The organism is Streptomyces sp. NPDC001514 (assembly GCF_053597075.1).
This window is the reverse complement of record NZ_JBSFHO010000011.1, coordinates 184,658-197,475: the sequence shown is the minus strand read 5'-3', so window position 1 is coordinate 197,475 and position 12,818 is coordinate 184,658. Positions and strand designations below refer to the sequence as shown.

Below are 12,818 nucleotides of genomic sequence, written 5' to 3'. Positions count from 1 at the left end.
CCCGGAGGGGCACCGCACCACCACCCACCCACAGCAGCCGCACCAAGCCCGTCCGGCGCTTGAGGACGGACACACCGGACGCCCACCCGGCACCGGGCAACACCGCACACCAGGACGGTCAGGCCGTCGCCGAGAGGGCCCGGGTCAGCAGGGGGGTCACCTGCTCGATCTGCCAGGGCCGCGCACCGTACGCCGCCAGCACCGCCTCGACCGCCTCCGGAGTCCCCTCCTTCGGCGGCTCCCAGCACACGCGTCGCACCGTGTCCGGGGTGATCAGGTTCTCCTGCGGCAGGTTCAGCTGCTCCGCCAGCGTGGACACCGCCGCCCGCGCCGCCGACAGCCGCGCCGCCGCGGCCGGGTCCTTGTCCGCCCAGGAGCGCGGCGGCGGCGGACCCGTGACCGGCTGTCCGGGCTGCGGCAGCTCCGCGTCCGGGAGTGCCCGGGCACGGTCCACCGCCGCCTGCCACTGCTCCAGCTGCCGCCGTCCCATCCGGTGCCCGAAGCCGGGCAGCGCGGTCAGCGCGTGCACGTTCGGCGGAAGCGCCAGCGCCGCCTCCACGATCGCCGCGTCGCTCAGGACCTTTCCCGGGGACACGTCCCGCCGCTGCGCCACCTTGTCGCGCGCGGTCCACAGTTCCCGGACGACCGCCATCTGCCGCCGGCGCCGTACCTTGTGCATCCCCGACGTACGCCGCCACGGATCCTTCCGCGGTGGTGCCGGGGGTGCCGAGGAGATCGCGTCGAACTCCTGCTGCGCCCAGTCGAGCTTGCCCTGCCGGTCCAGCTCCTTCTCCAGGGCGTCCCGCAGGTCGACGAGCAGTTCCACATCCAGCGCCGCGTACCGAAGCCACGGCTCGGGCAGCGGTCGCGTCGACCAGTCCACCGCCGAGTGACCCTTCTCCAGCGCGTAGCCGAGGACCGACTCGACCATCGCGCCGAGCCCCACCCGCGGGAAGCCCGCGAGCCGCCCGGCCAGCTCGGTGTCGAAGAGCCGGGTCGGCACCATGCCTATTTCGCGCAGACAGGGCAGGTCCTGCGTGGCCGCGTGCAGGATCCACTCCGTACCGGCGAGCGCCTCGCCGAGCGTGGACAGATCGGGGCAGCCGACGGGGTCGATCAGCGCGGTGCCCGCGCCCTCGCGGCGCAGCTGTACGAGATACGCCCGCTGGCCGTACCGGTAGCCGGACGCCCGCTCGGCGTCAACGGCGACGGGCCCGCTGCCGCCGGCGAACGCGGCGACGACGGACTCGAGGGCCTCGGGCGTGGAGACCACCGGAGGGATACCTTCACGCGGCTCCAGCAGGGGGATCGGCGCCGGTTCGACGTCGTCCGGGGGGCCGCCCCCGGTGGTTCGCAGGTCTGGCTCTGCTGCGGTCTCTTGGGCGTCGGTCACCTGTCAAGGGTATCTGTGAACGGAAGCCGCCCGTCGACGGAACGTTCCGTCGACGGGCGTGGGTCCTCTGTAAAGGAATCAGTGGATGATGCCGGTGCGCAGGGCCACGGCCACCATCCCGGCCCGGTCGCCGGTGCCGAGCTTGCGCGCGATACGGGCGAGGTGGCTCTTCACCGTCAGCGCGGACAGCCCCATCGAGACGCCGATCGCCTTGTTCGACTGGCCCTCGGCGACGAGCCGGAGCACCTCGACCTCGCGGCCGGAGAGCTCGCGGTAGCCGCCGGGGTGGCTCGGGGCGCCCGGCGGGCGGCGGTGCATCCGGGCCGCGGCGGAGCCGATGGGGGCGGCGCCGGGGCGGGCGGGGTGGCCGAGGTTCGTGCGCGTACCGGTGACGACGTAGCCCTTGACCCCGCCCGCGAGCGCGTTGCGGACCGCGCCGATGTCGTCGGCCGCGGAGAGGGCGAGGCCGTTGGGCCAGCCCGCCGCGCGGGTCTCGGACAGCAGGGTCAGCCCGGAACCGTCGGGCAGGTGGACGTCGGCCACGCAGATGTCGCGCGGGTTACCGACGCGGGGACGGGCCTCCGCGATGGACGACGCCTCGATGACGTCACGTACTCCGAGGGCCCACAGGTGGCGGGTGACGGTGGAGCGGACGCGCGGGTCGGCCACGACGACCATGGCCGTCGGCTTGTTCGGGCGGTAGGCGACCAGGCTTGCGGGCTGCTCGAGGAGAACGGACACCAGGCCTCCTGGAAAGGTGCGGGACGGAGCCGGCTCGGGGATGAAGCCGGGGCGAACCGTGCTTGAAGGGTCACCACCTCTTCGGCAGCAAACCCACCCGCCTTTAGAGAAAGATCACGATTTGGTGAGTAACAATTCCGGCAATTCGGACGCGTGATCGATCATCCTATGAGTCCGTGGGCCGTTCCGAGCCCGTCCGGCGATCGAGGGCGGACATGCGGATCCACCGGTCGGTACGGGGGACACGTCCTGGGCGTACAGGGGCACACGTCCTGGGCGTACAACCGGGAACGAGGGGGGTGTACTCCTCAGCGCTGCTACGGCGCCTGCGGCCCCCGGCGCTGGGGCAGCGTGACGACGCCGGCACCCGCGTCCGGGACGTCGCCCGGGCCGGCGGGCGGCAGGCCCGCGACCTGGCAGAGCAGGTCGCACCAGGCCGCGAGATGCGCGGCCGTGTCGGGCACACCGTCCCTGCCCTCCCGCGGGGTCCAGGAGGCCCGGATCTCGATCTGCGTCGCCGGGGGGCGGTCCGCGAGTCCTCCGAAGTAGTGAGACCCCGCCCGCGTGACGGTGCCGCCGGCCTCCCCGTACGAGAGCCCCCGCGCCTCCAGCGCCCCGGTCAGCCAGGACCAGCAGACCTCGGGCAGCAGCGGGTCCGCCGCCATCTCCGGCTCCAGCTCCGCCCGTACGAGCGTCACCAGCCGGAACGTGCCCTGCCAGGCCTCGTGCCCCGACGGGTCGTGTAGCAGCACGAGCCGGCCGTCAGCGAGGTCCTCGTCGCCGTCGACCACCGCCGCCTCGAGGGCGTACGCGTGCGGCGCGAGGCGCTGCGGCGGGCGGGTCGGATCCACCTCGACCTCCGGCCGCAGCCGCGCCGCCCCCAGCGCGTCCACCGCCAGCCGGAACGCGCGCGGGACGGGGTTCCGCTCCGCGCTGCCCGTGCCGTCAGCGCCGTCGGATTGTTCGGAAAACTGTCCCTGAGCCGCAGCCATGCGGGGAAGAGTAAGCGGAACGCGCGCCGCGTGCAGGGAGGGACACCCGGCCCGGCCGAGCTCCTTGCGCGCACATGCGAAGATTCTGGACGTGAGCGCCAACGATCGCCCCTCGGGCCAGCAGACGACGAACCCCGCCACGCACGACTCCGCCTTCCTGAAGGCGTGCAGGCGCGAGCCCGTACCGCACACGCCGGTGTGGTTCATGCGGCAGGCAGGGCGCTCGCTGCCCGAGTACATGAAGGTGCGCGAAGGCATCCCGATGCTGGAGTCGTGCATGCGGCCGGAGCTGGTCACCGAGATCACGCTGCAGCCGGTGCGCCGCCACAAGGTCGACGCCGCGATCTACTTCAGCGACATCGTGGTGCCGCTCAAGGCCATCGGCATCGACCTCGACATCAAGCCGGGCGTCGGCCCGGTCGTCGCCGATCCGATCCGCCGCCGCGGGGACCTCGCGCGGCTGCGCGATCTGACCCCCGAGGACGTCTCGTACGTCACCGAGGCGATCGGCATGCTCACCGGCGAGCTGGGCCCGACCCCGCTCATCGGCTTCGCGGGCGCGCCCTTCACCCTCGCCAGCTATCTCGTCGAGGGCGGGCCCTCCCGCAACCACGAGCACACCAAGGCCCTCATGTACGGCGACCCGCAGCTCTGGGCCGACCTGCTGGACCGGCTCGCGGACATCACCTCGGCCTTCCTGAAGGTGCAGATCGAGGCCGGGGCCTCCGCCGTGCAGCTCTTCGACTCCTGGGTCGGCGCGCTCGCCCCCGCCGACTACCGGCGCTCGGTGATGCCCGCATCCGCGAAGGTCTTCCGGGCGGTCGAGGAGTACGGCGTCCCGCGCATCCACTTCGGCGTCGGCACGGGCGAGCTCCTCGGACTCATGGGCGACGCGGGCGCGGACGTCGTCGGCGTCGACTGGCGCGTCCCGCTGGACGAGGCCGCACGCCGCGTCGGCCCCGGCAAGGCGCTCCAGGGCAACCTGGACCCGGCGGTCCTCTTCTCGTCGCGGGAGGCGGTCGAGGCCAAGACCCGCGAGGTCCTCGACGCCGCCGCCGGCCTGGAGGGCCATGTCTTCAACCTGGGCCACGGCGTCCTGCCCACCACCGACCCGGACGCGCTGACCCGGCTCGTGGAGTACGTGCACACCGCGACCGCGCGCTAGGGGGTGTCCGGCCGTGCTCGCCCCCGGACGTCCGGCGGCGAGCACACCGTACGAGGTGCCGGAGTCGTCAGCCGGCCGCCCGCGGCCACCCCCGTCAGCCCGCCTCCCGCACCGCCGCCATCGCCTTTCTCGCCGCGACGAGCACCGGGTCCCACACAGGTGAGAACGGCGGCGCGTAACCCAGGTCCAGAGCCGTCATCTGCTCCACCGTCATCCCCGCCGTCAGCGCGACAGCCGCGATGTCCACGCGCTTGGCCGCCCCCTCGCGGCCGACGATCTGGACCCCGAGCAGTCGGCCCGTGCGGCGCTCGGCCAGCATCTTGACGGTCATCGGGGCCGCGCCCGGGTAGTAGCCCGCGCGGCTCGTCGATTCGATGGTCGCGGTCACGAACCGGAGCCCCACCTCACGGGCGTCCTTCTCGCGCAGACCGGTGCGGGCGATCTCCAGATCGCAGACCTTGCTCACGGCCGTGCCCACGACACCGGGGAAGGTCGCGTAGCCGCCGCCCACGCCCGCGCCGATGACCTGGCCGTGCTTGTTGGCGTGCGTGCCGAGCGGGACGTGGCGCTCGCGGCCCGAGACCAGGTCCAGCACCTCCACGCAGTCGCCCCCCGCCCAGACGTTCTCGTGGCCGCGCACCCGCATCGCGAGATCGGTGAGCAGACCCCCGTAGGTCCCGAGCGGAAGCCCCGCCGAGCCGGCGAGGGTCGTCTCCGGTTCCACGCCGATCCCGAGCACGACGACATCCGCCGGATACTCGGCGTCCTCCGTGGCGACCGCGCGGACCCTCCCGTCCGGGCCTGTCAGGATCTTGGTGACCTCGGCGTCGTCGACCGTCGTGATGCCCAGCCCGTCCATCGCGACGTGCACCAGCCGGCCCATGTCCGGGTCGAGGGTCGCCATCGGCTGCGCGCCGCGGTTGACGACGGTCACGTCGAAGCCGTGGTTCAGCAGCGCCTCGGCCATCTCCACGCCGATGTAGCCCGCGCCGACGACAACCGCACGCCGGCCCTCGGTGCGGTCGAGGGTGTCCAGCAGCGCCTGGCCGTCGTCGAGGGTCTGGATGCCGTGCACGCCCGGGGCGTCGATACCGGGCAGCCGCGGGCGCACCGGCCGGGCGCCGGTCGCGATGACGAGCTTGTCGAAGCCCGTCCACGACTCGGCGCCCGACTCCAGGTCCCGGGACCTGACCCGCTGTCCCGCGATGTCGAGCTCCGTGACCTCGGTGCGCATCCGCAGATCGATCCCGCGCCGCCGGTGCTCCTCGGGCGTACGTGCGATCAGGCCGTCCCGGTCGGGTACGTCGCCGCCGACCCAGTACGGAATGCCGCACGCGGAGTACGAGGCGAAGTGGGAGCGCTCGAACGCGACGATCTCGAGCTCCTCCGGTCCCCTGAACCTACGGGCCTGCGATGCGGCGGACATGCCCGCCGCATCGCCGCCGATGACCACGAGTCGTTGGTGTCCCATGCGGAACACGCTACGTGGGGACGGTCGTTCAGTCCTGCTCGGGCGCCGCGGCAGGAGCCGGAACGGGAGCCGGATCCGACGCCGGACCCGTAGCCGGACCCGACGCCGGACCCGACGCCGGACCCGACGCCGGAACCTGAGCAGGAGCCGCCGCGGCAGCGGCGCCGCGCCGCCGCCACGGCCGGATCAGCCACCGCCACACCGCGAAGAGTGCCGCGATCACCACCGCGAACGGCGCCACCGCACCCAGCACGAGACCGATCCACCGCACGGTCTCCACCAGCGCCTCCCAGCCGCCCTTCAGCGCGTCCAGGAAAGTGGCGTCGTCCTCCTCGGCCGCCGGTTCCTCGCGCTCCGGCTCCGACAGCTCGAGCGTGATCGTCGCGAGCGCCGTACGGTCCTTCAGCGATGCCTGCTGGGCCAGCAGCGACTCCAGCTCCGCCTGACGGCGGCTCAGCTCGCCCTCCAGCGTGACCACATCGCTCAGCTGGGTGGCCCTGTCCATCAGCTCCCGCACCCGTGCGACGCTCGCCCGCTGGGTGGCGATACGGCTCTCCACATCGACCACCTGGTCGGTGACGTCCTGCGCGTTCGCCTTGCGGGACAGCAGCTTTCCGGTGCCCGCGAGGTCGGCGAGCACCGAGGCGTACCGGTCCTGCGGAACCCTCAGCACGATGCGTGACATCACGTGTGTGTCGTCGACCCGCTCGGTGGCCTCGTTGGCGACGTGCCCGCCCGCGGTCTCGACGGTCGTACGGACGGAGGCGAGCGCCTTGGTCGCGTCCTTGACCTCCACGAGCAGCTCGGCGGTGCGGATGATGTGCGTCGCGGCCACGGGCTTCTTCGCCGCCTGCCCCTTGTCCTGCCCCGGCCCCTGCTCCTGCGCCTGGCCGTCCGCGGGCTTCTGCCCCGCGTAACCCGAGTCGGCCGCCGGGCCCTTCGCGTCCGCCTCGCCGCCCTTGCTGCCCGGCGCCGCGGCCGCCTGCTCGTCGGAGCTCTGGGTGATGTCGGCCGCGCCGCAGCCCGTGAGTGCGAGTGAGGCGGTCAGGAGTGCTGCCGCCGCCAACGTCAGACGTCGTCGTGCACGCATGTCGGTCCCCCCAGGGATGGTGGTGGATGGTGATGGTTCGACGCGGGGGTCGGGAAGCGGGTTGCCGGTTTCCGGTTCCGAAGCGGTCACGGTCAGGACTCATTACGGCCCGTGGCAGACGGTTTGAGAGAGTGGACGCATGAACGCGGACACACGGACGGAAGCACGTACGGACCCACGTACGGCCCATGTCGTCGTCATCGGCGGCGGTATCGCCGGACTCGCCGCCGCACACCGGCTCCTTTCCGCCGGGGTGCGCGTGACCCTGCTGGAGGCGACCACGCAGCTCGGCGGCAAGCTCCTGGCCGGTGAGATCGCCGGAGCCCCCGTCGACCTGGGCGCCGAGTCCATGCTCGCCCGCCGCCCCGAGGCCGTGGACCTGGCCCGGGCCGTCGGCCTCGCGGACCGGCTGCACCCACCGGCGACGGCCACCGCCTCCGTGTGGACCCGCGACGCGCTGCGCCCGATGCCCAAGGGCCATGTGATGGGCGTGCCGGGCAGTGCCGACGCGCTCTCCGGACTGCTCTCCCCGGAGGGCCTCGCCCGGATCGACCACGAGCGCGACCTGCCCCCGGCCGAGCTGGGCGACGACGTCGCCGTCGGCGCGTTCGTCGCGGAGCGCCTCGGCCGCGAGGTGGTCGACCGGCTGGTCGAGCCGCTCCTCGGCGGTGTGTACGCCGGCGACGCCTACCGCATCTCCATGCGGGCCGCCGTCCCCGCCCTCTTCGAGGCCGCACGTGCCCATGGCTCCCTGCTCGACGGCGTGCGCGAGATCCAGCGCCGCGCCGCGCAGCAGCAGGAAACGGGACCCGTCTTCATGGGCATCGAAGGCGGCGTCGGCACGCTCCCGCTCGCCGTCGCCGACGCCGTACGCGCCGGGGGAGGGGAGATCCTCACCGAGACCGCGGTGACCGCGCTGCGCCGGGTGCCCCGCGAGGACCGGGATTCCGGCGCCGCGGGCGCCCCCGGGTGGGAGGTCGTCGCCGACGGCCGGAGGCTCGTCGCCGACGGTGTGGTCCTCGCGGCCCCCGCCTGGTCCGCGTCCGCGCTGCTCGCCGCCGAGTGCCCCGCCGCGTCCGCCGAGCTCGCCGCCGTCGAGTACGCCTCGATGGCGCTGGTCACCCTCGCCTTCCGCCGCTCCGACCTGGCCGGGCAGCTGCCCGCCGGCTCCGGTTTCCTCGTGCCGCCCGTCGACGGCCGCACCATCAAGGCGTCCACCTTCTCGGCACAGAAGTGGAGCTGGGTGTCCGACGCCGCCCCGGACCTGTTCCTGCTGCGCACCTCCGTCGGCCGGTACGGCGATGAGGAGCACCTCCAGCGGGAGGACTCCGAGCTTGTCGACGTGTCGCTGAGCGACCTCGGCGAGGCGACCGGCGTCACGGCCAGGCCCGTGGCGAGCGAGGTGACCCGCTGGATCGGTGGACTGCCGCAGTACCCGGTCGGGCACCTGGCCCGGGTCGCCCGCGTCCGCGATGCCGTCGCCAAGCTGCCCGGGCTGCGGATCTGCGGAGCCGCGTACGACGGCGTGGGCATCCCCGCGTGCATCGGCAGCGGTCAGCGCGCCGCGGACGAGATCATCGCCACGGCCCCCCTGGTGCAGGGCACTGTCCGTGACGGGCGAGAATAGACGTATGAGTGCGCCCGAAAAGATCCCGAACGCCGGTAAGAAGGCGAAGGACCTCAACGAGGTCATCCGCTACACCCTGTGGTCAGTCTTCAAGCTGCGCGACGTACTGCCCGAGGACCGCTCCGGCTACGCCGACGAGGTCCAGGAGCTGTTCGACCAACTCGCGGCGAAGGACGTCACCGTCCGCGGCACGTACGACGTCTCCGGCCTGCGGGCCGACGCAGACGTGATGATCTGGTGGCACGCGGAGACCGCGGACCAGCTCCAGGAGGCGTACAACCTCTTCCGCCGCACCCGTCTGGGCCGCGCGCTGGAGCCGGTGTGGTCGAACATGGCGCTGCACCGCCCCGCCGAGTTCAACAAGTCGCACATCCCGGCCTTCCTGGCCGACGAGACGCCGCGCGACTACGTCTCGGTGTACCCCTTCGTGCGCTCCTACGACTGGTACCTGCTGCCCGACGAGGACCGCCGCCGCATGCTCGCGGACCACGGCAAAATGGCCCGCGGCTTCCCGGACGTGCGCGCGAACACGGTCGCCTCGTTCTCGCTCGGCGACTACGAGTGGATCCTCGCCTTCGAGGCGGACGAGCTGTACCGCATCGTCGACCTGATGCGCCACCTGCGCGCCTCCGAGGCCCGCAGGCACGTCCGCGAAGAGGTCCCGTTCTACACCGGGCGCCGCAAGAGCGTCGCCGACCTGGTGGCCGGGCTCGCCTGACCGCCTCTCGCAGGACCTGGGGCGGGCCGCGGGTGCGGCCCGTCCCCCTTTGACCCGGAAGATCAGACAGCCGGCGGCAGCACGCGCTCGACCGCCCGCTGGTCCAGCGACACCGGGTCCGGCTGCGGGTGCGGCGCGCACGACGCGCGCCGCACCGGCGTCCTGCCCGTCAGCAGATACGCCTCCATGTGCCCGTTGACGCAGGCGTTCGCGCCACCCGCGATGCCGTGCGTCCCGGCGTCCCGCTCGGTGACCAGCACCGAACCGTGGAGCCGCCGCTGCAGCTCCTGCGCACCTGCGTACGGCGTCGCCGCGTCCCGCTCCGCCGCCAGAATCAGCACCGGCGGAATCTCCCCGGGACCGGTGCGCACGTCGAGCGGCTGCTGCCGGGGCGCCTGCCAGTACGCGCACGGCAGATTCATCCAGGCGTTGGTCCAGGTCTCGAACGGCGCCCGGCGCGCCAGCGCCGTGTTGTCGCGGTCCCACACCTTCCAGTCCGTGGGCCAGGGCGCGTCGTTGCACTCGACGGCCGTGTAGACGGCGTCGCCGTTCTCCGTCTCGGCCGCCTTCGCCGGGTCCGGCGCGGCCTGCGCGATCAACGGCCCGGGATCACCCTTCAGGTACTGCGACAGCGCGCGCGCCCGCTTCGGCCAGAACCTGTCGTAGTAGCCGGCCCGCAGGAACGCCCGCTGCAACTGCACGGTGCCCACCTTGCCGCCCGCCGGCTCGTGCGAGAGCCGCGCCCGGGCCTTCTCGTAACTGAGTTGCACCTGCGCGGGTGTCGTCCCCAGACCATAGGTCTTGTGGTGCCGGGCGACCCAGGCGCGGAAGTCCGCCCACCGGGCCTCGAAGGCGAGCGACTGCTCCAGATTGTTGCGGTACCAGATCTTCTCCGGGGTCGGGTCGACCGCCGAGTCGAGGACCATGCGCCGCACGTGCCGGGGGAAGAGCATGGCGTGCAGAGCGCCCAGGTACGTGCCGTACGAGGAGCCGAGGAAGGTGAGCTGCTCCTCGCCCAGGGCTGCCCGCAGCACCTCCAGGTCGCGGGCGTTGTTGAGCGAGTGGAAGTGGCGCAGGTCCGGGCCCGCGTTCCGGGCGCAGCCCTGGGCGTACGTCTTCGCCCGGGCGATCCGCTCCAGCTTGTACGCGGCGGAGGGCTCGATGGGGGCCTGCGTCGGGGCCTTCGTGAAGTCGGCCGGGTCCTGGCACGACAGCGGGGCGGAACGGCCCACACCGCGGGGGGAGTAGCCGACCAGGTCGTACGCCGCCGCGATGCGCTTCCACTCGGGCAGCTCGGACGCCATCGGGAAGTACATGCCCGAGCCGCCGGGCCCGCCGGGGTTGAAGACGAGCGCGCCCTGGCGCTCCGCCGGCGTGCCCGTGGCCTTCACCCGGCTGACGGTGAGCCGGATCTGACGGCCCAGCGGATCCGCGTAGTCGAGCGGGACGGCGACCGTGCCGCACTCGGCGTACGACGGGAGGTCCTCCACCTCGGGGCAGCCGCCGAAGCGGATCCCGGCGATCTTCGCACGTGCGGCCGCGACGACGGTGCCGCGGCCCTCGGGCGTGAGGAGGTCCTCACCGGGGGGCATGGTGACACCGCCCGCCGGTGCCGCGACCAGGGCCGCCAGGACCAGGGAGCCGACGGCTCCGTACAGCGCTACTGCTCTCATCGCGTATCCCTTCGCACCCACGGCGGCTTCCACCGGTGGCACGAAGATCACCAGAGCGCCGCCGCATGTAAAGCACCGCCCTTCGGTGTCGGCGTCAATAACCCCCATGTGTGAACCGGCGGTCGGTGAGGGCCGCACGCAGCGCCGGATCGTCGAGCGCCCGGACCCCGCGGACCGCCACGGCGGTCAGCAGGGCGCGCTCCGAGCCGTCGGCGGGCCCGGGCGAGAGCGCACGCAGCAGCCGCTGCCCGGCCGGGGAGGCCCAGCGGGTGTACGGGTGGATCTCGACGCGGGCGATGCCGAGACAGCCCAGGGTGAGTACGAGGGGGAGCGCGAACCAGGCCGCGACATGCCCAGGCGGGCTCTGCTCCTGGGGGAGCATCAGCAGCGCGGCGGCCGCGAGTGCGAGGGTGAGCGCGGTGGCGGCCCACACGGCCCGCACGGCACTCGCCATGACGGCTCTCGCCGCATCGGGGACGGCGAGACCGGCGGTCACGAGCCGGTCGGCCAGGGCGCGTACGGCCCCTGCGGCGGCCGTGGCGTGGCGTATCGCGGCGGTACGGGACTGGCCGGCCGGGCCGATCGCACGGATCACCGAGCGTTCCAGGTCGTCCACGCCCTCCGGGTCGACCACGGTGGCCCAGCCGGTGTGCGCGAGCAGCAGGCGCCGCGCGCGGTGCATGGACACCAGCGTCAGCTCGGCCACACGATGCGGGCCACCGGCCAGGAACGCGGCTTCGTACAGGCTCAGCTCGCGGTCGGGTCGGGGGCCGCGCCTGCGGCCGGCGTCGTCGTCGCGCATGTCGTCGTGCAGGTCGGCGTCGCGGGTGGCACCGGCGGCTTCGTCGCGGGCCACGTCGGTGGCGGCGAGACAGAGCCGGACGCAACTGATGGCGGCGGCCGCCCATGCCATGAGCAGGAGAGGGACCCAGAACATGGCGGAGTTCTACGCGAGATCACCGTCCGGGCGCCATGGGAATGCCAGGATCCGGACGGACGGACCGTCAGCTGTCACGTGCTGTCTGCTGTCTGCTGACTGTCAGCCGTCATCTGTCATCTGTCATCTGCCGTCTGTCACCTGTCAGCCGTCGGGTACAGGGAGGGTGGTAGGTCAGGTGTAGGGCGGTCTGGATGTCGCGGGTGGCAGCGGGTATGTCGTGGTCGGGGTCACCGTGACCGCGGGCCGCGGTGTGCTTCCCGGCACGGGCGGCGGGGGACCGCTGGCTCCCGGGGCGCCCCGGCCCGCGGGATCCGAGGCCCGCGCGGCTTCCGCCGCTTCCTCGGCCAGCGCGTCGAAGTCGACGAGCCCGGTCGCCTCCAGGACCTTGATGTGGTCGAGAACGGTCGTGTTGGCGTCGTCGGCGAGGGCGCGGACCAGGGTGTTGCGGGTCGTGTGCCGGACCTGGGCGACCAGCTCGAAGACCTTGCCATGGGCCCGGCGCAGAATGTTGGCGAATCCGACCTCGTACGCGCGGCCCTGGGCGTCCGTCAGCTGCTGCAGCCACGCGCGCTGCTCCTGCGTGGGCTGGTTGGGCAGCTCCATGGAGAGCCGTGACGCGACGTCGCGTACCCGCGCGTCGAGGTAGGTGTGGCCCGCGACGAGATGCTCACCGGCCACGACGGTCGCGCGGCTCGGCGCACGGCCGACGGCCTGCTGGCCGGCCGGGAGTTCCCAGAGGCCGGCGAGTCTGACACGGACGATGAAGTCCCGGTCGGCGGCGGACAGCGGACCCCACCGGGTCAGTACGGAACCGGCCTTGAGGTCCGCCGTCCCCGTGCCCGAGCGGTCCGCGTACGTCCAGAGGGGGAAGACGAGGGCGGCGATGGTCGCCGTCAGGGCGACGACGACCAGGCCGGTGCTCGTGGTGCGCGGGGTGAGAGAGTTGTGGGAAAGCATCGTGCCTCCTGCGTGCGGCCCGCACGCTACTGGGCCCGGTGCTGATCCCGT

Annotated in this window: 11 protein-coding genes; 3 read left to right on the top strand and 8 right to left on the bottom strand. The window is 73.0% G+C overall.

From position 1 onward, the window contains the following. Nucleotides 1-118 precede the first annotated feature (118 nt). The 3 genes from ACWCXB_RS14880 to ACWCXB_RS14870 form a co-directional block, all read right to left on the bottom strand. Entirely contained in the window at nucleotides 119-1,393 is a 1,275-nt protein-coding gene (locus tag ACWCXB_RS14880) for a ribonuclease D (protein ID WP_450722748.1), read from the bottom strand. Nucleotides 1,394-1,471: 78 nt separating this feature from the next. Then, a complete protein-coding gene (locus ACWCXB_RS14875) occupies nucleotides 1,472-2,134 on the bottom strand; it encodes a LuxR C-terminal-related transcriptional regulator (RefSeq protein WP_450722746.1) in 663 nt (220 codons plus the stop codon). A 317-nt stretch (nucleotides 2,135-2,451) separates the two neighbouring features. After that, complete coding sequence (locus ACWCXB_RS14870) at nucleotides 2,452-3,126, bottom strand: DUF3000 domain-containing protein (RefSeq protein WP_450722744.1); 675 nt, start codon at nucleotides 3,124-3,126, stop codon at nucleotides 2,452-2,454. Between the two features lie 91 nt (nucleotides 3,127-3,217). Between ACWCXB_RS14870 and hemE the strand changes: the two genes are divergently transcribed. Beyond that, the gene (gene hemE, locus ACWCXB_RS14865) at nucleotides 3,218-4,291 is read left to right on the top strand and encodes a uroporphyrinogen decarboxylase (protein ID WP_450722742.1); all 1,074 of its coding nucleotides are present in this window, start codon (nucleotides 3,218-3,220) and stop codon (nucleotides 4,289-4,291) included. Nucleotides 4,292-4,385: 94 nt separating this feature from the next. Here the strand turns inward: hemE and ACWCXB_RS14860 are convergent, their stop codons facing one another. Together ACWCXB_RS14860 and ACWCXB_RS14855 are read right to left on the bottom strand one after the other, a co-directional pair. Then, nucleotides 4,386-5,762: an FAD-dependent oxidoreductase gene (locus tag ACWCXB_RS14860; protein WP_450722740.1), complete on the bottom strand. Its 1,377-nt coding sequence runs from the start codon at nucleotides 5,760-5,762 to the stop codon at nucleotides 4,386-4,388. 28 nt (nucleotides 5,763-5,790) lie between these two features. Next, on the bottom strand, nucleotides 5,791-6,852 hold the full coding sequence (locus tag ACWCXB_RS14855) for a DUF4349 domain-containing protein (protein WP_450722738.1): 1,062 nt from the start codon (nucleotides 6,850-6,852) through the stop codon (nucleotides 5,791-5,793). Between the two features lie 139 nt (nucleotides 6,853-6,991). Here ACWCXB_RS14855 and hemG point away from each other — a divergent pair, with 139 nt between their 5' ends. Together hemG and hemQ are read left to right on the top strand one after the other, a co-directional pair. After that, entirely contained in the window at nucleotides 6,992-8,479 is a 1,488-nt protein-coding gene (gene hemG, locus ACWCXB_RS14850; protein WP_450722736.1) for a protoporphyrinogen oxidase, read from the top strand. Nucleotides 8,480-8,483: 4 nt separating this feature from the next. Continuing rightward, nucleotides 8,484-9,197 (top strand): hydrogen peroxide-dependent heme synthase, encoded by a 714-nt coding sequence (hemQ, locus tag ACWCXB_RS14845; RefSeq protein WP_450722734.1) that lies wholly within the window; start codon nucleotides 8,484-8,486, stop codon nucleotides 9,195-9,197. A 62-nt stretch (nucleotides 9,198-9,259) separates the two neighbouring features. Here the strand turns inward: hemQ and ACWCXB_RS14840 are convergent, their stop codons facing one another. From ACWCXB_RS14840 to ACWCXB_RS14830, 3 genes are all read right to left on the bottom strand, one after another. Next, nucleotides 9,260-10,870 (bottom strand): alpha/beta hydrolase, encoded by a 1,611-nt coding sequence (locus tag ACWCXB_RS14840; protein WP_450722732.1) that lies wholly within the window; start codon nucleotides 10,868-10,870, stop codon nucleotides 9,260-9,262. A gap of 94 nt (nucleotides 10,871-10,964) precedes the next feature. Continuing rightward, nucleotides 10,965-11,807 (bottom strand): TIGR04222 domain-containing membrane protein, encoded by an 843-nt coding sequence (locus ACWCXB_RS14835; protein WP_450722730.1) that lies wholly within the window; start codon nucleotides 11,805-11,807, stop codon nucleotides 10,965-10,967. Nucleotides 11,808-11,981: 174 nt separating this feature from the next. Next, nucleotides 11,982-12,767, bottom strand: coding sequence for a DUF4142 domain-containing protein (locus ACWCXB_RS14830; protein WP_450722728.1), 786 nt, complete (start codon nucleotides 12,765-12,767; stop codon nucleotides 11,982-11,984). Nucleotides 12,768-12,818: the final 51 nt, after the last annotated feature.

Excerpts from the sequence above, each read along its gene's own strand:
- ACWCXB_RS14870 (WP_450722744.1), bottom strand. The coding sequence starts at position 3,126 with ATGGCTGCGGCTCAGGGACAGTTTTCCGAACAATCCGACGGCGCTGAC.
- ACWCXB_RS14860 (WP_450722740.1), bottom strand. The coding sequence starts at position 5,762 with ATGGGACACCAACGACTCGTGGTCATCGGCGGCGATGCGGCGGGCATG.
- ACWCXB_RS14855 (WP_450722738.1), bottom strand. The coding sequence starts at position 6,852 with ATGCGTGCACGACGACGTCTGACGTTGGCGGCGGCAGCACTCCTGACC.
- hemG (WP_450722736.1), top strand. The coding sequence starts at position 6,992 with ATGAACGCGGACACACGGACGGAAGCACGTACGGACCCACGTACGGCC.
- hemQ (WP_450722734.1), top strand. The coding sequence starts at position 8,484 with ATGAGTGCGCCCGAAAAGATCCCGAACGCCGGTAAGAAGGCGAAGGAC.
- ACWCXB_RS14840 (WP_450722732.1), bottom strand. The coding sequence starts at position 10,870 with ATGAGAGCAGTAGCGCTGTACGGAGCCGTCGGCTCCCTGGTCCTGGCG.
- ACWCXB_RS14835 (WP_450722730.1), bottom strand. The coding sequence starts at position 11,807 with ATGTTCTGGGTCCCTCTCCTGCTCATGGCATGGGCGGCCGCCGCCATC.
- ACWCXB_RS14830 (WP_450722728.1), bottom strand. The coding sequence starts at position 12,767 with ATGCTTTCCCACAACTCTCTCACCCCGCGCACCACGAGCACCGGCCTG.